Here is a 24,290-nt window from a genome sequence, read left to right as displayed (position 1 = left end):
TGGCCCCATTACCTAAATGTTACTTATAGCAGGATTAAAAAGTTTCACCAGCATTTAAATAAAATGCATCAGAGTGTCGCCCCCAAACTTGATTTAAAACCAAATTAGTACGGGTTGACTTATCAATGAGTATACGCAGTCCTACCCCAACAGCAGGTTGTATTGCACTAAAAAGCTTAACATTTCTATCTTTATCGCTAGCTGTTGTGAAATTGGCAAACACAGCACCACTTACTAATTGGTTACAGGAAATAGGAAAGCGATATTCTGTCTCCAAATATGCGAAGTTCTGACCTCTAAGGAGACCTTGCACGTATCCACGTCCGCCCCTACTTGTTTTATCCCAGCCAAGTGCTGGAAGATTCAAATAAGGCAAATTACCATTAGTTAAAAACTGCCCATAGGTCCAAAAAGCGAGCACATGTTGAAGATTGGTTTTGCTTAATGGGACATAATATTTAAATTCTGTAAACAGCACTGAACTTGCTGATTGATTCTTGCCAAAATCCGGGTTAGATCTAAAATTTATATTACCATACCACCCATTATTGGCATTTATTTGATTGTCGCGAGAATCAAAAACAAAATTAAGACTTACACCACTCACGTAGTATTCATTTGCGTTGAAGCCATATCTTTCGCTGTACTTATAATGTTCAGTAAACACATCATTATCAATATCCAGTAGTTTATCTGAAATATTAGTATAGCCGTCAATATGCAAACCACCACCAATATAAAAGTTCTCCTTAATTCGGAAAGAAACGGTTTGATGAAATTTCAGATAATCATAATTCATGGGCTGTTCTAAGTCGCTTAAAACAAAACCATCATCCTTTCGCATGGGTGGAATTATATCAGACCCCAGACCATAATTAGACTGCGTAAAAAGATAAAACCTCCAGTCACCATTCAAATAAATTTTATTATGCTTTAGTAATACAGTGTTCTTCACATTTACCAAAAGCTGATTATTTGTGGTATATGTTGCGCCTGCATTAATTGAAGAATACCTGTCTCCCCTGCGCTTTCCCTTAAAAGTATATTGACCTACAAACCCATATAGAAACCCTGTAGCTGGAGATGACCCGATAACGGGAATCAACAAGAAAAAACTATCCTTAATGGGCTTTATTGTAAGAACAGAATCTTTCTTTTTAAAAAGCTCTGGTAATGATTTTACCGCACATGCTTCCTTTGATTCTTGTTTAGTTTGAGAAAAAATATTAATGGTACAGAATAAAAAAAGCAATATAACCGCTTTCAGAAAAACCGAAGATCCAATTGGGTTGTTTATATTCATTAATTTATAATATTAATTCTAGACGCGAAATTATAAATATTAACACACTTCAAGCGTTTAAAATTGTATAAATACATGCTAATATTTAAAGATATAAAAAAAGGTCCAATTTAATTAAAATACGGCATGCATTTGCATTACTGATTTATAAGGACCTGATAAAACTTAACAGCAATACATGTCCACTTATTTATGGGGTATTCCACGCATTTAATTAACACCTATTTTGATAAAAAAGTATGTATCCCCAATGATAAATAATCGGATTACTTATATTTGGTTTATTAACTAATTAATAGTGTTATATGATTTTAGGAGTTTCAGAGTGGTTAAGTGGAAAATTAGGTTGGAAAACATCGCATATTCGCATTGCCTTTGTTATTAGCGTTTTATTCTTTGGTGTTGGTGTTGGCCTTTACTTGATATTATGGTTAGTAAAGCTCTTTTCAAAATAAAGAGAACCAAAACATTCAAAACGCTAATAGTAAGTATTAACCTGTAATGCCTTTTAATACAACAGAAATAATAAATCTTACCGTAGCCGTAAGACATTGCAAAACATCTTTTCCTTTTAAAGACAAACTGCTATACGAAAGTATGCCAGAAAACTAAAAGCTCTTTCCATAAGAATTACAGCATAGTATGGCAAATAACTTCGTATATCTATGAAGTAGAAATCTCAGTAAATAGTATGATTGAAACACCTTTAATAACTTCAAATTTAAGCATTTCTTTTTTCGTAAACTTTTTCTGATTACTTTTTTATGCTTATATTTGAGTAGCTCTGTATGAAAGAAAGGCTCTCAGTTTTTAATAGCCCAGAAAGAATAATTAGGTCTTAACCGGTAATTAAAATTTATAATGAACCAGAAGTTGTCCATAGATGAGTCTTTCATTAATAAATTGACAAGTATTCTTAAAGTTAATTTTGAAAACGAAAATTTTGGAGTTTCAGAGCTAGCTGATGAAATAGGATATAGCAGGTCACAATTACATAGAAAATTAAAAGATATAAACGGTAAATCAACAAGCCAGTTTATTAGAGAATATCGCCTAGAAAGAGCGATGGAACTCCTTAAAAAAAATGAGTTTACGGCTTCAGAAATAGCTTACCGGGTTGGTTTCACAAGTCCAACTTATTTCAATACCTGTTTTCATAACTTTTATGGTTATCCTCCTGGAGAAGTGAAAAATCAAAGAACTATTTCTCCTCCAAAAAAAACGTTTTCAAAAAAAATACTTGCAATTATCCCCGTATTGATTCTGGTTGGTTTAATAATATTTAATGAAACTGTCAACAAGGCTAATGGTCTTGATGAAAATCTCAAAAAATCTATAGCCGTATTACCATTTGTAAATAATAGCACTAATAAAGAAAATTTATTTTTTTGTAATGGCATCATGGGAGGAATTCGTGATCAATTATCAAAAATACCTGAGTTCACAGTAGTTTCAAGACGTTCCGTAGAACGCTACAGAAATTCATCAACACCTTTAAAAACCATTGCTAAAGAACTTGAAGTAAATTATGTTATTGAAGGACATGTTCAGCGCATAAAAGATCGCGCCATTATCTCAGCTGAATTAATTAGAGTAGATGATAACAAAATTCTTTGGTCTGACCGCTATGATGAAGATGTTTCAGAAATGTTTACGGTTCAAGCTAATGTAATAGAATCCATTTCTAGCAATCTTGAGACCATTATTTCTCCAAATTTGCAAAATGAATTAAGTGCCATTCCAACACAAAATAAAACGGCCTATGAGTATTTTTTAAAAGGTGAGGAATATAGGTTTAAAGCCAACCGCGCTTTTCAAAAACATGATGTTTGGTTAGAATTAATTAACAAAGCCAAAACGTCTTATGAACTAGCTATTAAAAGTGACTCATTATATAGTTCACCTTATATCGGTCTCGCATTCACTACTTTTGAACGATATGGAGACTATGTAGGCGATAATAACAATATAAATGAAGTCCTTCATTTAACAAATAAAGCTTTAGAATTAAGCCCAAATAATTCATTAGCTTATAATATAAGAGGAAATTACTTCTTGTTAATAAATGAAGACGATAAAGCGATTTTAGATTACGAAAAGAGTTTAACAATTTACCCTAATAATGTGGGTGCTTTATTAAATTTAATTCGCATTTATAAAAGAAAGAACAACTACAAAGAAGCTATATTAACCCTTAAAGAGGCAGAAAAATACGCCCAATCTAGAGGCCAGCTAATAGGGCTCTATACGCACTACCTTGAGTTTTACAGAACACTAAACAACTCATTCTTTGTAGATTATTATTTTGATAAAATATTTGAATTACAGACTGTAAAAAGGTTTAGAAGAGATAGAGTGTATTCATTCATACAGTTTAGAAGGTATAATGACGCTCTTAACTATGTTAATAAAAATCTACTTAAGGATAATCAACAGCGCAATGCATTATTAGGAGCACTACACATGCATAAGAGAGATTTTAAAAAAGGAAAAATATACTGGGAAAAATGCTATAATCAAGTTGAAAAAGAAGGCGTAAATTCTTTAGCATCAAGAACGGTTTATTGGGGTTATGGCATGTGTTTAATCCGCGATGGGCAGATAGAAGCCGGAAAAGAATTATTGAGAAAACAAATTGATTTATATAACACCTTATTAAGCTCTAAAGAAAGTCTAGACACACCTTTAAGTTATTATCAGTTATTTTTTCTTCATGCAGCTTTGGGAGATATAGAAAAATCCAATGAATTCATTGACAAATTTGAAGCTGCCAACGGTTGGCTTTTTTGGAATTTTGTACTTTATATTGGAGCAGATTTAGAAGCTGGTCTTTTTGAAGGCGATTTGGAATATTTACAGGCATCAATTAAAAGAGGAGAAAAACAATTAGAAGAAGCACAAAACCAAATAAAACCTTATTTGCCTTCCACTCCACCTACTATAAAAGATTAAAACAAATATTATTATTTTCTACAAAATACTTGTGCTTTTTTTAATTCAAGAGTAAATAATTACAAATAGCAGAAGTAATACTTAGTAATTAACTGTTATTACACCATTCACATAAGCAACCTATTTACAGATGGTTACATTGGATTATACAACATAATTGTAAGCCTTTAAAAAAAATTAAGAATCAATTACAACATATGTATTAGGTGTTGCATGTGTTTTAATGGCACCTTCACATCACTATTAATCTAAAACCAATAAATTATGAAAAATCAATTATTTAAATTTAGTTTTTTACTTACAGCCATGATAATTTTCGGGTGTTCAACTACTGAAAGTGAAAATGAACCACAAAGTGTCGAGCAAGAATCTCATTCCGAAATTGAAGCTTCTGTTCTTTATGACTATTTAAATGAGGTATACAATATAAACAGCAAATCAACTCATAAAAAAAGTACCAATAAAGATGAAAAACCATTTTGGACTTTCGTGTATTCGTCTAATGCTAATACAACACCCGCAAGGATTTTTGGAGCGTTCTGGATACCAGATACAGACTTAGTTATGGTATATGATTATCCAGTAGACGGCCAAGATAGAATTCATGTAAATGGTGATTGGGGTCATGCGAAATGGAATATAAAGCAACCCAGAGTTCTTATTGCAGATAGGTCAACTGGAGTGCTCAAATTAAAATATTCTAACTGGTGTGAAGAAAACAGAACAGGTTTTTTTAAAGAGAACTTACATGGGTTAATTAATGATAAAAGGGATATTGATGGAGATGGCCAAATAGATCTATGGCGTATAGGCGTAGGCCCAACTACTAATCCCGATGCCCACGGTATTGTACATGTAAAAACAACATTAACAGATGGTCAAAACACCCCTCCACCTGGAACCCGACTCTTTATGGGTGATTGCAAAGACGCAACTACTGAGGTACATTTTGATATGCAAGGTATGGTCAAGAATGGATACATCTCTTTTAAAGTAAAACTTGATGGAGAAACCTATGAGTGGGATTTATTCCAGCAATAAGATAGTATCAACCCGGATGATTTCATTCGGGTTATTTAATTTACTTAAAAAAACAAAACCACTAATTATAACAAAAAAGCAGCCAATTCATTTTCTATGAATATAAGACCTCTGGATAAATGTTATTTTCCAAATAAAAAGAAGATAGTAACACCGCTTCACAACACACTACAATGAGAACCCTCAAAACACTGAAATACATTTAATTAAATGTTTAAATACATCAAAATTGTAAGTCTTTCAAAAAAAAATAGAATTATTTGCGACAGCAGTGTTAGGTGTTGCATGGGTTAATTGAGCATCTTGAGACAACTATTAATCTAAATTCTAAATATTATGAAAACACTTGTAAAATGCTTATTCGTAGTCGCGTTATTCTTTATGGCCTGCCAAGAGAATGACATATCTAATTCACCTACCGAGGAAGTTAATTCTCTTAATCTGGACAAAATCCCCCTATTGAATATCAACACTACTAACACCAATATTTATAGCAAAAGTACAGAAGGAAAAACTACCCTGGAAGATTTTGTTGCCGCTATAAACAGTGAGCTTCTAGAAGAGAACCTTCAACTTAGCACTGTAGAACTTTTAGGTCATAAAGAAGCAGGTATAACTTATAGATTCAAGGCTGTTGGAAATAAGCAATTACTTTCTGATTGGATTCCAGATGACCCGAGAAATTACCTTCCCGGCACCAATCTATTATATTGGGTGGATGGCACAGAATTAGCAACTACATCAGGCATGTCTGGCGCAGAAACACTCGGGGCTATAGACAACGCCATGAACACATGGGGTTCAGTATCATGTTCAAAAGGCCTGAACACTGCAAACATCTTAGTAACGACACCTAATCTTTTTGGCGATGTTGGTATTGCCCAAAAAGTACGCGGATTTGGAGGGGCTTTTAATGTTGTATATGGATCTATCTTATTTGGTGGCAATCTGCCAAAAGCGTTTTTCAATACATTGCGGCCAAATGGTGGTAATAATATCATTGCTGTTACGTTTACATGGGTTTTTCTGAATGAGGGAACGCCTACCGATCTTGATAACAATGGCAAAAACGATGTAGCTTTTAAAGAAATCTATTTTAATGATAGTATGCCTTTTCAAGATGAACCCAATGACATCATGGACAATGGCATTATAGATTTTGAGACTGTAGCAATACATGAGGCAGGGCATGGTCTCAGTCAAGCCCATTTTGGAAAGTCTTTCACAAAGAAAAATGGCAAAATACAATATGCACCATTTGCTATAATGAACGCAGGGTACTCATTAGGACAAAGAGATCTTTTAGGAACAGATAAAGCTGGTCATTGCAGTATGTGGAGTAATTGGCCAAAAAAATAAAATCTTTAAATAACATCCTAATATAAAACCTAAAGTAGTAATTACTTTAGGTTTTATAAATTTTAACTCAAGGCAATTAGATTTCTTCACATTATACCCTGTAGTTACAGATTACTAATTTCTTAACGCTTCCAACTCAGCTAATAAATTCGTTGTTTCCTTTTCCGCTTCTTGAATATTCTTGATTTCTGGATCAAAAGTGACTATTTTACTGTACGCCTTGTTTGTTTCGACTTCTAAATTTTGATCAGCGGCAATCAAAGCCTTCAGCCACATCGCAGATAACCTATGATTAGCATCTTTTGAAAGTTCGCCTACATTAGCATAAGCAGTTGCTTTTTCATAATTATGGCTCATTAATTCCTTTAATCCATCAACATTTTCATCTCCGTAGTTTTTACGTAATTGATCTTCTTCTGATTCTGGTTGATTTTCAATCTTCTTAGTACGATTATCAAGCTCATTTAACATGGCCGTTTGTGTATCTGCAGTTCTATCATCATTGATATTTCTAGCTATATATCCCGCACCATTAACAGCGATGCCGGCTGCCGTTAGCTCCCTATCTCCAGATAAAACACCAATAATTGACATGATACCTCCCACACCACGTGTCACATCGGCACCGTCTCTATTACGCTTTAATTTTTCTAAACGTGCAGCATACTTATTCATATCTCCTGTAAACTCAACCTTTACATGAGTGGCTCTTCTTTGGGTTTTTCTTAGTATTTCATCGTAAGCATCAAAATCTGAAGTACTAATTGCACTAATTTCTTGAAAGCTGATAATACTTCCTTTATCATTTTGCAAACCTTTATTTAACAGGGTTTTATGATTGTATGCTATGTTTTCTGAAGTACCATCACTTTTATTAACAAGAATATTTTTAGCACTTGCTGTTAGGATGAATAAAAATGCGATTAAAAAGGTTGTTATTCTAGTTTTCATAATTGTTTATTTTAAAATTTAAAAAGACCAAATTTTGCCCTTCATATACAACAGGGCAATACCTCCTGAAAAACCCTAATTAGAATTAATATTTTTTTCCACAATACTTATAATCCATCAATTAAATCAATAAGTTCAGTATAAAATTAATTAAATTTTCTACTTTTATGTCTATACCATTATTTATAAACCTCAATAACATGTCAAAAAACAAAAAGCATGAAGTCACTCAATTACTACATAACATAGGAACAAATAATAAGTCGGCAGACTTATATCCTTTGGTTTATGACAACCTGCATGAAATTGCCGAAAAGCTATACCGAAGAGAGAGACCCGGCCACACATTACAACCCACCATACTTGTAAATGAAGCCTATATGAGTCTTGTTGATCAAGATCAAATAGATTGGAAAGGACGTTCCCACTTTTTTGCCGTTAGCGCACAAGCTATAAGACGTGTTTTGGTGCACCATGCTCGTAAAAAAAATGCCATAAAAAGAGGGTCAGGAGAATACCATTTGGACCTAGAGGAAGGTCTAACGTATTCCGTAGAAAAAGATGAAATTATGCTTTCTCTTGATGAGGCTTTAGAACACCTGGAAAAACTTCATGAAAGGCAAGCTAAAGTGGTTGAACTGAAATTTTTTGGTGGTATGAAAATGCAAGAAATAGCAGATGAGCTAGGTGTTTCTATAAAAACCATTGAAATTGATTGGAAAGTAGCTAAGGCATGGTTGAAAAAATTTATGCGTAGCGATATTTAATGGATAAGGAACAACATAATAAAATATCGAGTATTATAGCTAAGGTTATAGACCTTCCTTTTGACGAGGCTATAATCAAAATTAAAAAAGCCTGTGGTACTGATGAAGACCTTGAAAAGGAAGTCTTGTCATTGTACCATGACATTCATGGTGAAGAAGCCATTGAAAAAGAGGCGAACAATACTACCTTAAAAGAAATCACCAAATTAGTTGGAAGAAAGGACTCCGTTTTTCGCACCAAAATTGTAACGAACTGGACCAAATTACTTTTTGGAAACAAAAGAAATAGATTAATCCTGGTAATCCTGTTCCTCTTAGTTACTTTTGGCTTAGGCGTAATTTCAAACTTATATATTCGAGATAACATTTTAGAATCTGAAAGAGAAGAAAAAATTGCTTTATTAAACACCACCTCTGAAATATTTAAACGATGGATTGCAACTGAGAATAACAAAATTGAAAACTTATCAAAAGACTCAGAGCTTATTGCCATGGCTAAAGCCATTGATAGTTTAGAGAATATTGATGAGACCTATGCTTTATTAAAAAAATCTGATGTCTCCAGAGACGTTACAAAATGGCTCTTAAAAACCGCTAAGAATAACGGTTATGCTATTATGTCCATTCTAAGTAATAGTAGCCCAAAATCTATTTTAGGGTCCGGATTAATAGATTCAACAGGGATTTCTAAAATGTTTAATATAGACCTCGGTCAATTAATCTATAAGGATTATTTAAAAGCCAAAAATGGCGAGACCGTATTTCTACCTCCCATAAATAATTATGATTTAATTCACAATTTTGAATTAAAAATGCAGGATGAAACTTGGATTAATTTTCTATGCCCCATTATTGATGAACATAATAATGTTATAGCAATTTTAGCAGGTTCTAATCTTGCAAAAAAAGGATTTTCAGAAATTTTCAACACCTCAAAACATGGTGCTACAAGTGAAACTTACGCCTTCAACAATGAGGGTAAAATGATTTCCTCCGGAAGATTTACTGAAGATTTACGCAAAACCTATTTACTAAAAGACACCTTGCTAGAAACAATTTATAACATTGAATTGAAAGATCCAGGACTCAATGTCATGCATGGTGCAAAACCTACTTTGTCTAGTGTAGAAATGCCATTCACCAAAATTGTTGACAATGCATTAAATCATATTAAACTTGGAGATTCCATTTACCATGGAAGCTTAATGAAACCATATAGAGATTATAGAGGCATTGAGGTTATTGGTGCGTATTTATGGTATCCTGAGCATAATTTTGGCGTTATAACCGAAGAAGATTTTGATGAAGCATTAGCTTCCTTAGTTTATTTTAGATATACTTTTTTTATCTTTTTTATTATCATTTTAGTGCTCTCGTTTTTGCTCTTTAATTCAAATGTGAGAATTGCTAGAATTGGCAAAAAGGTTGATGACTTTAGTATAATAGGTCAATATAAATTGCGAGAAAAACTTGGTGAGGGTGGGTTTGGTGAAGTTTTTAAAGCCGAACACACCTTTCTTAAAACACCTGTAGCAATAAAAATTTTAAAAAACCAATTTGCGAATACTGACATGTTAGATCGGTTTGAAAAAGAAGTGAAAATTACATCTTCCCTTTCTCACCCCAACACCATAAAAGTATATGATTATGGTACTACCGAGAACAATAATTTCTACTATGTCATGGAATTTTTAAATGGAATTTCATTGGATAAAGTGGTGAATTCTAATAATGAAATTCCTTTAGCCCGTGGCATTTATGTGTTATATCATTTATGCCTTTCTTTAAAAGAAGCGCATGACAAAGGTTTTGCGCATAGAGATATAAAACCAATGAACGTCATGCTTTGTAATCAAGGTGGGGCGTATGACGTAGTAAAATTATTAGATTTTGGTTTGGTGAAAAATGTTGATGCATCGTTATCTCAACAAACTCAAATCAATAGAATTGGAGGCACCCCAATGTTTATGGCTCCTGAAAGAATCCGAGACCCTTTTAACACTGATTTAAGGGTTGATATTTATTCCATAGGCGCTTTAGGCATGTATTTATTTAGTGGGCAATATTTACTTGAATTAGTCTCCCAAAAAATGCTAACGGGTGAGGAAACATTACAAGGCGATTTTAGAAATAATTTAATTGAAAGAAAAGATGTGCCTATTGAACTTAGTGAATTTCTTGCGTCCTGTATTCGATTTGACCCTAATAAGCGCCCCAGTGGTATTGATGAACTTATTGTTTTTTTTGAAAAGTTAAACCAAAAAAATCCTTGGACGCGAAAAGATGCTCTCGATTGGTGGAAAAATTATGACATTTATTCCTAAATCATTTTAGGGTATTTTGGCCTTTTTTGCCCTGTTACTTGTATAACACATGTAAATACCATGCACTAATGAAAATTCTATCTATTCATAAACGCAGTAGCCATCATCCGCATTTTTCGGAAGATTTTTTCTATTCTTTTCAGCTTACAGATGACATTTTTGTATGTGCAGTTATGGATGGTTGCTCTTCCGCAAAAGACAGTCAATTTACGTCTGTCCTCTATAGCAAATCCATTCATAAATCTTGTAGAATGCTGCCTCAGATGAAAGCAATCATTGAGGATTTTGACTTGAGTACCATGGCATTAGAGGACGTGGCCGACTTTATTTTAAATCAATTATTTGATGATTTAAAAAAAACAAAAAAACTCTTTTTTCTAACCACTGAAGAGTTATTATCAACTGTAAACCTTCTTATTTACAATACAAAAGACCTAAATGCTTGTATAAAAATGAGTGGTGATGGTCTGTTTGCTATTAATGGGGAAATCACCAACATAGATCAAAATAACACACCTAACTTTCTGGGCTACCATTTAAGTGAAAAATTTGATGTTATCAAAGATGATGTTATACAAACTTGGAATTTTAAAAATGTAAACGATGTGTCCATCTCCACTGATGGTATTGACAAACTAATTAAAGCCACTAAAAGTCATGAGGAATTGACTAAACTAAGACATCTGTTTTTGGTTCAACCCCCCACAGAAAACGGCAATTTATTTTTAGAAGATCAATTTGAAGCCTTACATAAAAACGGCTATATACTGCATGATGATTTGAGCATCATCAGAATTGTAAACAAATAATAATTAGAACTTGTCAGTGGTAATTTCTAACCTAATAAAAATGGTTAAAACAAATATACCTGATACTTAAACCCTATACGTACGATGGCCTATTTGATTGAACTTATAAAAAATTGTACATTTAAGAAGAAAACTTTAAAAGCTTAGTTTTATTATATAGATATTCTCAATTAAAATTCCGTGCTATGAAGCTCATACAATGTATTACCTTAATCCTATTTTCTTTTAGCTTAACCATGTATTCTCAAAATGAAATACCATCCAAAACATGGCAACTAGAAACTGCTGTTTTAGGTTTAGAGGAACAGTATAGGGAAAAGGCTAAAGTATACGGTTATGATGCCGACGGAAACTTTATCGTTTTAAGAGAAGGCACAAACCAATATGTTTGTCTTGCCGACGACCCGAAGAATGATCATTTTCAAGTAGCAGCATACCATAAAGATTTAGATGAATTTATGGCGCGTGGTCGTGAATTAAAAGCCCAAGGAAAAAATTTCAAAGAAATATTTGATATCCGAGAGGAAGAAGTAAAAAATAGCACCTTAAACCTCCCTTATCATTCAACGTTAATTGTGCTTAAAGGAGACATTAACGAAGAGACAAAACGTATTGAAAATCAAAAAGTACGATATGTGGTTTATATCCCGTTTGCGACCTCTGAAACAACAGGGCTACCTGACAAACCACTTACTGCAGGACACCCATGGATCATGAATCCTGGCACACACAGAGCCCATATTATGATTACACCAACCTACCCAGAAACAGAAAAAACAGAATAAACTTCAAAAAGCTGTTTTAAAACAAAAAAGCATCCCCATATTCTTCAAGATGAAACAAAATTTCATAAAGAAGCCGGTATGATATTTGAGTATTCTATTTACGAGCAAGATATTCCTCAGCATTAACCATCATTAATATTAAACAGGGAATAGATGAAAAAAGTTATGGTCTTAATTTTAATGCTATTGGTATTTTCATGCAAAGAAAATACCACAGCAAAGAAAACAAAAGTACCTAGTTCAGTAACAATAGTAGATTCTATAGCAATTTACAATAATATATTGAATGATTTAGTTGACACTCATTTATATAATAGATATTTAGGAGAACAATCAATCCACCTTTTAATAAATCATTTATTTCATAAAAATATAGACTCTATAGCGTACCAACAAGAATTAAAAACTTTAAAGAAAAAAATCATTAAAAATGACTCACTAAAGGGGACTTTATTTATCAATGATAATTTCAATGGTAGTGAAATCGATATTTCATTTATAAAAAGTCCTGAAGAGTTTAACATAGACCAGGTTGCCATACAAATTAAAAAAAAGAATCACTTACCAGTTAAACTATTGACATCTAATTTCGTTAAATTAAAGGAATTATCTCTAAAACAAGCAGATACTTTAAATACATTTGATGTTGGAAATTTGAGTTTATCAAAGTTTATTCTTAATAATGATAAAAGTAGAGGAATGATGTATTTTTCATTTATCTGCGGAAATGACTGCGGAGAAGCATCTATTCTAATCATAAAAAAGAAGAATAACACATGGTATGTAGAAAAAAAACATGCACTTTGGGTAATTTAAAAACCAACTCGATACTACCATTGATCTCTATATTGAATTGAAAAAAATCATTATGGTGGTTTATTAAGTTTTCAGAATTTATTAATGTCTAATATTGAACAGAAAGCTTTTTGGGAATTATTTATTTTAAACACAAATTAAGCACAGCATCTAATACCGTGCTCTCTGAATTCCTTCCTGTAGTAGGCTTTTCAAATTAATAACAATATCGATTTCATAATTTCGCCTAAATTAGAAAATGGCGGGCATCATAGCATTTAACACGAAAGCTATTCCTATTAACCTTCCTCATTGGCTCATTTAGTTCCAACCCTAGTTTCACGAAATCAGGATGCACATTCAGCACTTCGGGATCTAACCGTTTTATTAAATCGTCAGAAGTATTTCGAGCAACGCCTTTGTTTAGCATTGTAGTTGGTAGAGATTTGAGACATGTACTTTTATTAAAGTGCAAGAAAAAATGCCTACAATCAAACCAAATAAGCCCGCCAAAAAATTACAACGAGTTATTCAGAATCTATATAATATAAACTCAAATAATCGTCCTCATACATATTTAAGGTGCTGTCGCTTTATAAAGAATTGCTGAGTTAGGAGTTGATACAGTATAAGCGCTGTCTGCTGATAAAAAAGCAGATTGCCCCTTACCTAATGCTAATACCGTCTTCCCTTCAGAAACTTCCACATGACCTTCAATAACTATAATAATTTGAGCAGTCATAGCTTTTGACATGTACTTATCTGTTGCGCATATACTAATTTGACTAAGTTCAAAATCTGGCGCTGGGCTTTTATAAATGCGTTCTAGCCCATCATCCTGTAATTCTCCTAACATAATGTTTGGTTCAGTCTCCTCAAAAACTACATGTTTTAACAACTCTGGCACATCCACATGCTTTGGTGTTAAACCTCCACGTAAAACATTATCTGAATTGGCCATTAATTCCATATTCTGACCTTCTAAATAGGCGTGCGGAATACCGGCATCTTGAAATACAGCTTCCCCTTTGTTAACTTTTACTATGTTAAAAAAGTAAATAGAATAAATGCCTTTATCTAAAGACTTCTTATTTTCTGAGGTATCCACCGCTTTAGCAGCCCAGTAATCGGGATTAGACTTATCTAACTTACCTGTTTTATAAAGCGGTAATATGCGATTAATAATGGGCTGTAATAATGCATTGCTTTCCTCATCAGATTGTTGCATGACCTGCTTGTATAAACCAAAATATCCTGTTTCATTAAAAACTGATAATAGATTGCTAAACTCCGGAATACTTTTTAACACCTGAATCAACTTTTCCTTAGGCAGAAAACCATGTAAAAGCCAAAATTCACTGAGAGCCACCATTATTTCAGGCTTATGATTATCATCTTTATAATTTCGAGAAAATGCGTTTAGAGGAATCCCTTTTTCATTTTCATATTTAAATCCCTTTTCTGCCTCTATTTTACTTGGGTGCACCTGAATAGACAACATATCACTAACATCCAGGACTTTAAACAAAAAAGGTAATCGCCCAAATTTTTCAGCAATGTCAGCACCTAGTCGTTCAGAGAGGTTTAAATTCAAATAATCATCTAAAGATTGCTCGCCTTCTATTGTATCCAAAATTGAAGGTGCATTTATGTGGGCCCCAAGCCAATACTCAGCACAAGGCTCTTCCCCAGCCTCCAAATCTAATAAATTGGGAATATATTGAGTACCACCCCAGGCATAATTTTGAATTTTCCCAGTAAGGGTAAATAATTTAGACATACACTTTTTATTTATTACATTTTGCTTTAACAAACATACTAAGTTTTTGATTAATGAATGTATCGAATTTCAATTCTAACAGGTGTAACCTTCAATAATTAATGAAATCTTAACATTTAAAAATTATATCCATAAGTTTTCACAATTCGCCAAGTTGAGATCCAGGAAACCCTTCATGATACTGCCACACAAGTTGTTCCAGTTCCCGGAATTTGTCATTTTTAAAATCTATTTCTTCCTTATTTTAATATTTCAATATCTTGAGTCAATTTAATATCCACCGAAGAGCTTCCAACCGAAATATTAAACTTACCAGATTCTACTGTCCAATTCATATTTTTGTCTAAAATTTCTAAATCCTCCGGATGAATAACAAGCTTAACTGTTTTAGTCTGGTTGGGCAATAAATGAATACGATCAAATCCTCGAAGTTGAGATTCATAGGTCGTTACAGATCAAGGGCAATTGTTGTGTTTAAGCAAAAATAGAATCAATCTCAAAAGTTATGTGTGAATTAAAATAAGATTTCGATTTTTGCAAAAAAATCCTTTATAAAACAAAAAAGCATCCCCATTTTCTTCACAGAAAAAAGGAAAGCTTTCCATTGGATACCAAATTACTTTGGTAACTACATCCTAGATTCCTCTAGGAACAACACAACTTCTTGCTATTGCCAAAAAAAGCCCTAATTTCTCAGAGCTTTATTTTTGCAATTTTTGCGGTCTGGACGGGACTCGAACCCGCGACCTTCGCCGTGACAGGGCGACATTCTAACCAACTGAACTACCAGACCGTTGCATTATTGCGGTTGCAAATATACACGCCTTTTTTAATATCTCAAACCTTTTTTGAAGTTTTTTATGTTTTATTTTTTCTAGCCAAATTTTTGGCGTTCTATCATGTAGGCTGTGAGGATGTTATTAAAATTCTCATTAATATTAGCCTCTACATATTTTATTTTATACTGAGCACACTTTAATCGTAAGGCAGCAAAATAATCTTCAACTGCTTTACTATAGTTTTCTTTTATTGAATCTGCATATAAGTTCATATGCTCCCCAGTTTCAACATCAACAAAGCGCTTAGGTGTATTATCAAAATTGAATTCTAATTCCTTCTCCTTATCAAAAACATGAAACAATACCACTTCATGTTTATTGTACTTCAAATGCCTTAGCGCCTCAAATAATTTAATGTTATTTTCTGAGGTTTGAAACATATCTGTAAATAAAAAAATTAAAGACCGTCTGTGAATCTTTTCTGCTATTTCATGTAAATACTTATACGTTTCCGTTTGCTTACTATGGTGCCTAGACCGCACTGCTTGACTTAAATGATTTAAGAGCATTTGATGATGCCTTTCACTCCCCTTTTCTGGGGCATAGTAATCATAACTATCGCTATAAATACTTAATCCTACAGCATCACGTTGTTTTTTTAATATCTGCATTAATGAAGCCGCTCCTAATGCTGAAAAAGCAATTTTATTTAGATTGTCTATTGAAAAAGCTGACAACTCAGGGTAATGCATTGAACTGCTATTATCTAAAATAATATGGCACCTTAAATTGGTTTCATCATCATAGCGCTTTGTATAAAGTTTCTCTGTTTTAGCAAATAATTTCCAATCAATATGTCGGGTACTTTCACCTTGATTATATATTTTATGTTCAGCAAATTCAGCCGAAAAACCATGAAATGGGCTTTTGTGCATCCCGGCAATAAAACCTTCAACAACTTGTTTGGCAAGAAGTTCAAGGTTTTTAAAACCCTCTGTTTTATTAAGTTCTCGACTTAAATTCATTTGTGTTTTTCTCTAATTAATTTCGCTCTATAAACACCATCAGAAGCTTGTAATAGTTTATTTTTTAAGACGTCCGGAAAATTTGGATTATCTGCCATAAATTGTTCAAGAACATCATAGGCATAATCAGAGGTATAATTTCCAATGGTAGCATTGAGCCAGGCTTTAGGGAAAAAAATATCCCCTGTTAACTGAATTTCTTCAATCAATTCTAAGCACATTCTTAAGTACTTTTGAGAAGCTTCTTGCCTTAACGGATGATTAACATAATTCAAACTAGTCGCTACCCAACTTTCTTTTTCTCGAGCATCAGCCTTAGCCAGAGATAATACAAAGGCTTCTCTTACTTTTTCATCACCTGACAATGACGGCAACAAAAATTCAAAGCGTTTTTTTCTGTCAGGATTATTAATGTTTTCCAAGGTACTTTGCAGTATATCTTTTGAATGTTCATGATTATAAATAGCCAAAGTTACTCCTAAGTTTGTATAATCATGCTCTCCCAAATTTAACCCTTTTATGGATAAGGATTTGTTCCATATATTGTATAATACGTCTTTGCCCTCTGCGGAATAAGCGACACTCTTATATAAACTAAAAAGCGTTTTTTTAAAACTTGTAGTATAGCGATCTTCATTTAATTGTTTATAAACTATAGATTCTAATCTTTCACCCACTAAAGCACGCTGCTCTTCTGAAATATAATGCCAAAACAATGAGGCTATCTTTCCACTAATTACGTCTAAAACAAGTTCCTCTTTTTCTGAGGCAACACCCTCTATAAATACATCAAGCACCTTTTTAGGGGCAATATTACCAGAAAGCATATTTTCATATAAATTCACATAACTGTAACCTCTAGCCACATCATTTTTAATTGATGGTATTGTATTAACATCTAAATAATCTATAGGAAATACGCCGTAACCAAAGGCATTATAATTATAGATTATAGCATTGGGCTTAGGCAATCCAACAAACTCTACAAACAATTGCTTTTTAGCATTTAACTTAATAGGCATTACCTTAACAGCGTCTTCATAAACCAGTCCAACTTCAAAGGTTTGCGGCCAAACATTACCACTGCCATCTTCAGCTTGTTGAGCGATTTCAAAACGTTCAATACTATCATTCTTATATGTAATGATATTTGAAATTAAAGGTCTTCCGGGTTTATTTACCCAAACATCACTCCATTGCATTAAATCTTCAGAAGTTTCAGCATCCAATAAAGCCACTAAATCATTCCAATCTGCATTACCATTGGCATAAGTCTTAATATAATTTTGCATGCCTTTCCTAAAAGACTCTTCTCCAACTAAAGCCTCTAATTGACGCATCATAATTGGCGCCTTGTCATAGATAATACGCCCATAGAGTGTCCCGGCATTTTTTAAATTATCTAGTGGTTGTTTTATAGGGGTTGAGCCTAGGGTTCTGTCTACACTATATGCTCTTTCATAATGATCTGTCATGAAATTTAAATAGTGATTCACATCCGGAAACGATTGACTAGTCACTTTATCTGCGAGAAAATTTGCAAATACTTCTTTGAGCCAAACATCATCAAACCACTTCATAGTCACCAAGTCCCCAAACCACATATGCGCTGTTTCATGGGCAATAAGTCTACTACGGTTTAATTTCTGATTTTGTGTCGCATTATCATCCAAAAACAAGGACGATTCTCTGTACTGTATGGCACCTACATGCTCCATACCACCGTATTGAAACCCGGGTATTACGGCAAAATCTAACTTTTTAAAGGGAAATTCATATTGCGTATATGCTTCCAAAAAACCTACCGATTTATGATGAAGATTAAATATCTCAGTCGCACTAGCTGCAAGCTTTTCTTCATTGTTTTCTCTGTACAGCATCAGCATATTTAAATCACCTAATTTCTGCTTTGTACTGTTAAAAACCCCAGCTACAAATGAAAAAAGATAGGTACTCATCAAATCAGACTTCTGGAATTTATGCCTAACGAAGTCCCCTTGTATTTCTGACATCTCAATATTAGAAGCACACAATACCTGCCAATCCTTAGGTGCGGTTACCTCAAGAATATAGTGCGCTTTGATATCTGGCTGATCAAAACAAGGAAACAAGGTACTCGCCCTATCTGGCACTAAAAGCGTGTACAAATAGTCATCATTTCTATTAAGTGATAATTCGCCTGCCCTGAAGTTAATTGACACCTCATTATTTCCAATTTTTAAATCTTTTGGATCAATGATGATATGTTCTTGTTGATGATTAATCTCAACTTGTTTCTCATTTACAAAAACACTATTAATATGCGAACTATCCGCATTAAAATCTAAGTATAAAGGTTGATTTAAATTATTAATTTGTAAACTTAAATCTAAAATTGCGGCAATAGGTTCAACTTTTAGCTCAGGTATTTTAAATGATAAATTATAAACAACATTTGATACCTGCTGTTTTCTGTATTTTGCTAATTCGAGTGAAATACCAGGACTTAATAAATCTATTCGCTCAGATTTTTTTGCGCAAGAAGTCATCAAGATAAAGCCTAGAATAACATATATACATACTTTCATATTGAACACATTTAAATAAACAAAAAGAGAGGTTTAGCATCTGGCATAGACCTCTCTTTAGTATAAGTTTGAACCGATTAAATCACCTCATCTACGATACCGTAGGACACAGATTCATCTGCCCCCATCCAATGATCACGATTAAAATCCTTCATCACCTTCTCAAAGGTTTGTCCGCAATTATCAGCAAGTATTTTAGCACTTAATTCTTTAGTCAATATAATCTCTTTGGCCGTAATTTCAATATCACTCGCCTGCCCTCTAGCACCGCCACTTGGTTGGTGAATCATAACACGGGCATGTGGCTGAATAAAACGTTTTCCTTTTGCCCCTGCCGATAATATTATTGACCCCATAGATGCTGCAAAACCAGTACAAATGGTAGCCACCTCGCTATTCAAAGATTTTATACAATCGTAAATAGCAAACCCTGAGGTCACATAGCCACCCGGGCTGTTTATATATAATTGAATATCCTTGGTTTCTAAAGCATCTAAATACATCAGCCTATCAATGACATGCTTAGCTGATGCATCATCAACCTGCCCCCACAAAAACACCTTACGTTGCTCAATTAACTTACTATCAATAGCATCCTGTACTTTATTTGTTTCGCTCATAAAATTTAATTTTAGTCTAAAATAAAAAAAGGTTCACCAAAACGGCAAACCTTTTCATTTTTCTTTTTCTAAAATTTATATCTCTTACAGTAAACCGTCTATAGCTTCTGTGTATGCAGTTTTTGGTGCTACACCAACCTGTCTACCAACAACTTCTCCGTTTTGAAAAACCAAAACAGTAGGAATATTACGAACCCCATACTTAGCAGCAAATTCCTGATTAGCATCAACATCTACTTTTCCTACTACGGCTTTACCTTCATATTCTTCGCTAATTTGCTCTATAATTGGTCCAACCATTCGACATGGTCCACACCAAGCTGCCCAAAAATCAACTAATACAGGCTTATCACTTTTTAATACCGCTTCTTCAAACGTCGCATCCGTTATCTCTAATGCCATAATATTTATATTTTAATATATTCTTAATTTATTTTATTTATACAAAATTAGTCAAAATATTCTCGAAAGCTTACGGTTCAACAATTTGTTTTCCCTATAATGGCATCAATTGGTTTTATTTCATTTTTTAATTTGGTACGATGGCCTTAAGTCCATTCTAAATTAAGTGCAAACTTATGAGACTATGACTCATAAATTGCGTTGCAACCCTCTGGATAATTTAATGTATGAATTCAATATTTTAATATACGCAACCCTTTTGTTGCTCATTTGGAAATTTTTATTTAATTTAGCAACCATAAAGTTGCATATTAATTAAAAAACAGAATCATTGTGAAAGATCTCATCTCAAAAGAAGTTGTATTTAATCATGGTATTGAGCAAGTTTGGAATGCCATAACAAAAGCTGAAGAACTCTCAACTTGGTTTATTAAAGCTGATTTTAAAGCTGAAAAAGGTTACCAATATACCTTTACTGCAGAACCAAACGAAAAAGGTTGTACTGTAATAAGCGGCGAAGTTAAAGTGGCCACTCCTTACAAACTTGTTTACTCTTGGATAGTAGCAGATACTAAAACCGAAACCATAGTAACCTGGAAACTTACACCTACAGCTTCTGGAACAAAACTAAAACTAGAACATTCAGGAATCGCTAACTATGCCGGCGAAACTGCCATTGCCATGTTTGAAAGTTTTAATGGTGGATGGGATAATTGTATTAATGGTTTAATAAGCTATCTAAAAGAAACTATTAATGCAGGATAAAATAACAAAGCTCTTTAAAGCTATAGCAGACCCAACAAGACGTGATATTTTTCATGCCTTGGTTATCACAAGTACAGCTCTCTCAATTACGCAAATTTCAAATCAGTTTGAAATGACGAGACAAGGGGTAACAAAACATATTAAAACGCTTGCGGATGCCGGTTTGGTTAGTATTAACACTCAAGGTCGAGAGCGCTTTTGTAATGCCGAACCCAAAGCACTGCAAGACGTAAATAAATGGTTAAAATTCTATGAACAATTCTGGGATGATAAATTACGTGATTTAGGTAACTATTTAAATTCAAAAGACGCTTAAATGACCTTTTAAAAACTTAGAGTTTTACTAAAATCATTCAATTGAAATTTCTTTTTTTATAGAAACAGGCGCCCCATCATGCGTAAATCCTTCAACGTTTATTATATAATCACCCAAATTGTCTGAAGTAAAAAAACTAATATATTGATTATCCGCCTTAAGCTCAAGGTTTGGCTCCCATAATAGCTGACTTCTATAATCCGGAATTCTTTTATTGGTCTCGGGTTTGGAATAATCAGGACGATAATAAACTTTGTTTGATACGGGCTTGGTTAATTTAATCTCTTTAAAAGAACCTGAAGGCTTTTTATAATCCCCATTTTTCGTTTTAATAGAAATCAAACCATCAAACATTAAAGATCCATAAATATACCTATCAATTAAAACACTAATTTTTTCAATATCATAGGCCTTATATTCTATGATATCTTTATGTTCTTCAATCAAAATTCCATCCATAAAAAGCAAAGTTGGTAAGCGGTAATCTGATTTCTTTGTATCTTTTTTTGTCTCAAAATAATGGTCGTTATTTCTTTTTGCAATCCAAGCATTTTCTATAACCTCAACAAAGGTTTCTTTTAAAGTTGCAAATCTTTTATAATCATCCAAATAATAATCTTTAACCTCTGAACCATAGAAAAGCTCAGGGGGTTTTTCATCTTGAATAATAGTTCGCTTTACACTCAGATACGAATTTTCTATCTGGTTATTAATAACTTCGTTTAATAGAAAAGATTCATCATTTTCATCAAAATCCAAATTCCTAAAGGCCAAGAAGCTATAATCCATTTGAGGATCATTTTTTATTTTAATTTCTAAATTAGACTCAGCTTCATTACTAGTTCCGAGAGTATAGACAAGTGCAGAATCGCTATTGTAAGTATCTAGTATGTTAAAAAAAAATTGTCCGTTTTGGTTGGTAAATGAGTTCTTAAACAAAGGTGTTTTTCCAGGAATGGATAAAGCAATGTTTCGACTGCTAACAGGCTCTCCTGTAACTTGGTTCACCAAAACCCCTTCTATTAACTCTCCCCTAAATTCTGGTAAAAAAGCCTCTCTCTCTTTAAGTCCATTATTATTTTTATAAATATCACTATAATTAACACTAGTTTTCAATTTTGGCACTTTAAATGGCAACTTCTTTTTTACGGATACTGAATACCTACCAGCCATAGTTAATCCTGTTAAAGATTTAACTTTAAACTTAACTTCCTTTCTAGGTTGGTATACGGTCTTTGGCAATTCAAGGGAAAAAATGGGATTTATTTTGTTTTGTATCGTAGCACTTTCAGAATTGAAATTATCTGTAGACTCCTTATTCTTTTTATTTTCAAATTGATTTTCAATAAAGGGGTTTATAATTAAGACATCGTGTTCATATAGTAGATTCTCATTGCGCATCCATCTTGTAAATGCTAATAATTTATAACTTCCTGAGGCCAAAGATGTGGGTATAAAAAAGTCACCATAACCACAACCTTGATTTAACCGAACTTTACTTTTAGCAACGACATTTAATGACGCATCAACAAGTTCAACATAGGAAATTTTACTGAGACCACTTAGTTTATTAGTCTCAGAATTTATGCAATAGATTTTATAATATAAAGTCTCTCCAGTAATTAAAAAGCTAGTATTAAGATGTACAAAAACCTGTTCTTGGGCCACCTTTTTTAAAGGCAGTTCAATTTGTCCCAAACACGTTAATTGCACAAAAAAGAAAAAAACGATATAAAATACTTTTCTCATATTATCTTTTTTAATCAACCCAAAAATCAGGCTTTACGTTAGAGGCGTAAAACGTACAGTCTCCGCAGGGCGTATTAATTACAGTATATGGAGGATTCTCTATGGGGTTACCAAAAAAATCTTCATTCACTAACCAAAACCTGATCACATCATCCTTTATCATCTCAATTAAAGGGGATTTACTAGGGTCTTCTGGATCTGTTAAGTATGGGGTCGATGTTGCACATTCCACAAAATAAGGCAACTGATTTTCGTTAGGAAAAGCTTCTTGATGATCAATAAACAGCCGCTTTTCTGACACAGAATTTATTTCAAAAAACCCCAAAATCTTTTCATTGGGGTTCGTATCTGAGATTATATTACTTTCAATAAATCCAGGTTGATTTTCTGAAAACACATTTTCTGAACTTGAAAAATCATTAAGATTCTGAAAATATGTATACGCTTCAAAATTTTGCACATATTGTTTGACAAGTATGCTATACCGGTCGCGAATTATGGAATCTGTTTTTGAAATAAACTTAACTGGAAATTTTGTTACTCTATCCTCTGCCAAAAATTTAGTTTGAGTTTGAACAATTTGACTTTTACTAATTGTTGTTTTATAACATGTTCTTTTTTCTTCCGTCCGGCGCTTTAATTCTACTTTAAATGGAGGCGTATCAGAAACAATCACCATATCATTGTCTGCATAAAATGGCGCAACAATTCTTTGAGTCTCTTCAAAATCATATCTATAATACTCAGAATTCCCTGTCGGATCATAGCTATCAACTAAAATTGAAATGCCTTCTATACCGTCAGAATTCGTATCATTCACAAATGACACATCCGAAATTTGAGCAGTATCACTTGGGGGTTTCACTGCTATAGAACTATAGGATTTATTATTCTTGGTAACTATTTTTAAAGTATAAATACGCTCTGGCACTACTCCAAATTCAATAGCTGACACATAGGTTCCTGATTCGGTTTCATTAAATACATATTCATTTTGCATATCATCTATAACACGAACTCTAGCTTGGTTTTCCACCACAGGCTCTTCTGAAAACTGAAACGTTCTTGATAATTTCATCTCGTGATGTTTAATTTCATTTGTTAAACTTGCTTCTACCACCAACAAATCCTCAAAGGTTATGCTTTCAGGAACAAATTCCTCAACGCAGCTAAGCAAGCCTATAAAGCTAATAAAAATCAT

The 24,290-nt window shown here is 33.2% G+C and carries 20 protein-coding genes, 1 tRNA gene and 1 pseudogene; 11 read left to right on the top strand and 11 right to left on the bottom strand.

Features of this window, described 5'->3' with window-relative positions; translation table 11 throughout:
• Positions 1 to 34 precede the first annotated feature (34 nt).
• The gene (locus tag IE051_RS12595) at positions 35 to 1,303 is read right to left on the bottom strand and encodes a BamA/TamA family outer membrane protein (RefSeq protein ID WP_189361168.1); all 1,269 of its coding nucleotides are present in this window, start codon (positions 1,301 to 1,303) and stop codon (positions 35 to 37) included.
• Between the two features lie 305 nt (positions 1,304 to 1,608).
• Between IE051_RS12595 and IE051_RS12590 the strand changes: the two genes are divergently transcribed.
• The 4 genes from IE051_RS12590 (at position 1,609) to IE051_RS12575 (ending at position 6,655) form a co-directional block, all read left to right on the top strand.
• Positions 1,609 to 1,758, top strand: a complete 150-nt coding sequence (locus IE051_RS12590) for a PspC domain-containing protein (RefSeq protein WP_189361166.1) — start codon at positions 1,609 to 1,611, stop codon at positions 1,756 to 1,758.
• Between the two features lie 406 nt (positions 1,759 to 2,164).
• The gene (locus IE051_RS12585; protein WP_189361164.1) at positions 2,165 to 4,255 is read left to right on the top strand and encodes a helix-turn-helix domain-containing protein; all 2,091 of its coding nucleotides are present in this window, start codon (positions 2,165 to 2,167) and stop codon (positions 4,253 to 4,255) included.
• Positions 4,256 to 4,519: 264 nt separating this feature from the next.
• A complete protein-coding gene (locus IE051_RS12580; RefSeq protein ID WP_189361162.1) occupies positions 4,520 to 5,296 on the top strand; it encodes a hypothetical protein in 777 nt (258 codons plus the stop codon).
• A 336-nt stretch (positions 5,297 to 5,632) separates the two neighbouring features.
• Positions 5,633 to 6,655: a hypothetical protein gene (locus tag IE051_RS12575; protein WP_189361160.1), complete on the top strand. Its 1,023-nt coding sequence runs from the start codon at positions 5,633 to 5,635 to the stop codon at positions 6,653 to 6,655.
• 114 nt (positions 6,656 to 6,769) lie between these two features.
• On the opposite strand, the gene IE051_RS12570 is transcribed toward IE051_RS12575, so the two are convergent.
• Entirely contained in the window at positions 6,770 to 7,606 is an 837-nt protein-coding gene (locus IE051_RS12570) for a hypothetical protein (RefSeq protein ID WP_189361157.1), read from the bottom strand.
• A 200-nt stretch (positions 7,607 to 7,806) separates the two neighbouring features.
• On the opposite strand from IE051_RS12570, the gene IE051_RS12565 reads away from it, so the two are divergent.
• From IE051_RS12565 to IE051_RS12545, 5 genes are all read left to right on the top strand, one after another.
• A complete protein-coding gene (locus tag IE051_RS12565; RefSeq protein WP_189361156.1) occupies positions 7,807 to 8,373 on the top strand; it encodes a sigma-70 family RNA polymerase sigma factor in 567 nt (188 codons plus the stop codon).
• The gene (locus IE051_RS12560; RefSeq protein WP_189361154.1) at positions 8,373 to 10,697 is read left to right on the top strand and encodes a serine/threonine-protein kinase; all 2,325 of its coding nucleotides are present in this window, start codon (positions 8,373 to 8,375) and stop codon (positions 10,695 to 10,697) included. Before IE051_RS12565 ends, IE051_RS12560 begins: the two co-directional genes overlap by 1 nt.
• 68 nt (positions 10,698 to 10,765) lie before the next feature.
• Positions 10,766 to 11,506 carry a protein phosphatase 2C domain-containing protein gene (locus IE051_RS12555; protein WP_189361152.1) on the top strand — a complete coding sequence of 247 codons (741 nt, stop codon included), beginning with the start codon at positions 10,766 to 10,768 and terminating at the stop codon, positions 11,504 to 11,506.
• Positions 11,507 to 11,691: 185 nt separating this feature from the next.
• Positions 11,692 to 12,291, top strand: a complete 600-nt coding sequence (locus IE051_RS12550) for a hypothetical protein (RefSeq protein WP_229796804.1) — start codon at positions 11,692 to 11,694, stop codon at positions 12,289 to 12,291.
• 153 nt (positions 12,292 to 12,444) lie between these two features.
• A complete protein-coding gene (locus tag IE051_RS12545; protein ID WP_189361150.1) occupies positions 12,445 to 13,107 on the top strand; it encodes a hypothetical protein in 663 nt (220 codons plus the stop codon).
• Positions 13,108 to 13,663: 556 nt separating this feature from the next.
• Here IE051_RS12545 and manA read toward each other — a convergent pair.
• The 7 genes and pseudogenes from manA to trxA form a co-directional block, all read right to left on the bottom strand.
• Complete coding sequence (manA, locus tag IE051_RS12540; protein WP_189361148.1) at positions 13,664 to 14,866, bottom strand: mannose-6-phosphate isomerase, class I; 1,203 nt, start codon at positions 14,864 to 14,866, stop codon at positions 13,664 to 13,666.
• A 239-nt stretch (positions 14,867 to 15,105) separates the two neighbouring features.
• Positions 15,106 to 15,309 (bottom strand): annotated as a pseudogene (locus IE051_RS18680) (fibronectin type III-like domain-contianing protein); the annotation flags it as partial.
• A gap of 276 nt (positions 15,310 to 15,585) precedes the next feature.
• Positions 15,586 to 15,659 (bottom strand) — tRNA-Asp (locus tag IE051_RS12530).
• 81 nt (positions 15,660 to 15,740) lie between these two features.
• Positions 15,741 to 16,670, bottom strand: a complete 930-nt coding sequence (locus tag IE051_RS12525) for a DUF58 domain-containing protein (RefSeq protein WP_189361146.1) — start codon at positions 16,668 to 16,670, stop codon at positions 15,741 to 15,743.
• Positions 16,667 to 19,237, bottom strand: coding sequence for a M1 family aminopeptidase (locus IE051_RS12520; protein ID WP_189361144.1), 2,571 nt, complete (start codon positions 19,235 to 19,237; stop codon positions 16,667 to 16,669). Before IE051_RS12520 ends, IE051_RS12525 begins: the two co-directional genes overlap by 4 nt.
• Positions 19,238 to 19,314: 77 nt before the next feature.
• Positions 19,315 to 19,857 carry a ClpP family protease gene (locus tag IE051_RS12515; RefSeq protein ID WP_189361142.1) on the bottom strand — a complete coding sequence of 181 codons (543 nt, stop codon included), beginning with the start codon at positions 19,855 to 19,857 and terminating at the stop codon, positions 19,315 to 19,317.
• Positions 19,858 to 19,941: 84 nt separating this feature from the next.
• Positions 19,942 to 20,259 carry a thioredoxin gene (trxA, locus tag IE051_RS12510; RefSeq protein WP_189361140.1) on the bottom strand — a complete coding sequence of 106 codons (318 nt, stop codon included), beginning with the start codon at positions 20,257 to 20,259 and terminating at the stop codon, positions 19,942 to 19,944.
• 333 nt (positions 20,260 to 20,592) lie between these two features.
• Here trxA and IE051_RS12505 point away from each other — a divergent pair, with 333 nt between their 5' ends.
• Complete coding sequence (locus IE051_RS12505) at positions 20,593 to 21,024, top strand: SRPBCC family protein (protein ID WP_189361138.1); 432 nt, start codon at positions 20,593 to 20,595, stop codon at positions 21,022 to 21,024.
• Positions 21,014 to 21,340, top strand: a complete 327-nt coding sequence (locus IE051_RS12500; RefSeq protein WP_189361137.1) for an ArsR/SmtB family transcription factor — start codon at positions 21,014 to 21,016, stop codon at positions 21,338 to 21,340. The genes IE051_RS12505 and IE051_RS12500 overlap by 11 nt, the downstream gene beginning before the upstream one ends.
• 33 nt (positions 21,341 to 21,373) lie before the next feature.
• Here the strand turns inward: IE051_RS12500 and IE051_RS12495 are convergent, their stop codons facing one another.
• Both IE051_RS12495 and IE051_RS12490 read right to left on the bottom strand, forming a co-directional pair.
• Entirely contained in the window at positions 21,374 to 23,089 is a 1,716-nt protein-coding gene (locus IE051_RS12495) for a hypothetical protein (protein WP_189361136.1), read from the bottom strand.
• 10 nt (positions 23,090 to 23,099) lie between these two features.
• Positions 23,100 to 24,290, bottom strand: a complete 1,191-nt coding sequence (locus IE051_RS12490) for a DUF4249 domain-containing protein (protein WP_189361135.1) — start codon at positions 24,288 to 24,290, stop codon at positions 23,100 to 23,102.

This window comes from Algibacter mikhailovii (genome assembly GCF_014651495.1).
Lineage (GTDB): Bacteria > Bacteroidota > Bacteroidia > Flavobacteriales > Flavobacteriaceae > Algibacter_E > Algibacter_E mikhailovii.
Note: the sequence above shows the minus strand (reverse complement) of the source record. Positions and strands in the feature narration are given on the sequence as shown.

Excerpts from the sequence above, each read along its gene's own strand:
- IE051_RS12500 (WP_189361137.1), top strand. The coding sequence starts at position 21,014 with ATGCAGGATAAAATAACAAAGCTCTTTAAAGCTATAGCAGACCCAACA.
- IE051_RS12555 (WP_189361152.1), top strand. The coding sequence starts at position 10,766 with ATGAAAATTCTATCTATTCATAAACGCAGTAGCCATCATCCGCATTTT.
- IE051_RS12570 (WP_189361157.1), bottom strand. The coding sequence starts at position 7,606 with ATGAAAACTAGAATAACAACCTTTTTAATCGCATTTTTATTCATCCTA.
- IE051_RS12515 (WP_189361142.1), bottom strand. The coding sequence starts at position 19,857 with ATGAGCGAAACAAATAAAGTACAGGATGCTATTGATAGTAAGTTAATT.
- manA (WP_189361148.1), bottom strand. The coding sequence starts at position 14,866 with ATGTCTAAATTATTTACCCTTACTGGGAAAATTCAAAATTATGCCTGG.
- IE051_RS12495 (WP_189361136.1), bottom strand. The coding sequence starts at position 23,089 with ATGAGAAAAGTATTTTATATCGTTTTTTTCTTTTTTGTGCAATTAACG.
- IE051_RS12525 (WP_189361146.1), bottom strand. The coding sequence starts at position 16,670 with ATGAATTTAAGTCGAGAACTTAATAAAACAGAGGGTTTTAAAAACCTT.
- IE051_RS12580 (WP_189361162.1), top strand. The coding sequence starts at position 4,520 with ATGAAAAATCAATTATTTAAATTTAGTTTTTTACTTACAGCCATGATA.
- IE051_RS12520 (WP_189361144.1), bottom strand. The coding sequence starts at position 19,237 with ATGAAAGTATGTATATATGTTATTCTAGGCTTTATCTTGATGACTTCT.
- IE051_RS12590 (WP_189361166.1), top strand. The coding sequence starts at position 1,609 with ATGATTTTAGGAGTTTCAGAGTGGTTAAGTGGAAAATTAGGTTGGAAA.
- IE051_RS12575 (WP_189361160.1), top strand. The coding sequence starts at position 5,633 with ATGAAAACACTTGTAAAATGCTTATTCGTAGTCGCGTTATTCTTTATG.
- IE051_RS12545 (WP_189361150.1), top strand. The coding sequence starts at position 12,445 with ATGAAAAAAGTTATGGTCTTAATTTTAATGCTATTGGTATTTTCATGC.
- trxA (WP_189361140.1), bottom strand. The coding sequence starts at position 20,259 with ATGGCATTAGAGATAACGGATGCGACGTTTGAAGAAGCGGTATTAAAA.
- IE051_RS12560 (WP_189361154.1), top strand. The coding sequence starts at position 8,373 with ATGGATAAGGAACAACATAATAAAATATCGAGTATTATAGCTAAGGTT.
- IE051_RS12595 (WP_189361168.1), bottom strand. The coding sequence starts at position 1,303 with ATGAATATAAACAACCCAATTGGATCTTCGGTTTTTCTGAAAGCGGTT.
- IE051_RS12565 (WP_189361156.1), top strand. The coding sequence starts at position 7,807 with ATGTCAAAAAACAAAAAGCATGAAGTCACTCAATTACTACATAACATA.
- IE051_RS12490 (WP_189361135.1), bottom strand. The coding sequence starts at position 24,290 with ATGATTTTTATTAGCTTTATAGGCTTGCTTAGCTGCGTTGAGGAATTT.
- IE051_RS12585 (WP_189361164.1), top strand. The coding sequence starts at position 2,165 with ATGAACCAGAAGTTGTCCATAGATGAGTCTTTCATTAATAAATTGACA.
- IE051_RS12550 (WP_229796804.1), top strand. The coding sequence starts at position 11,692 with ATGAAGCTCATACAATGTATTACCTTAATCCTATTTTCTTTTAGCTTA.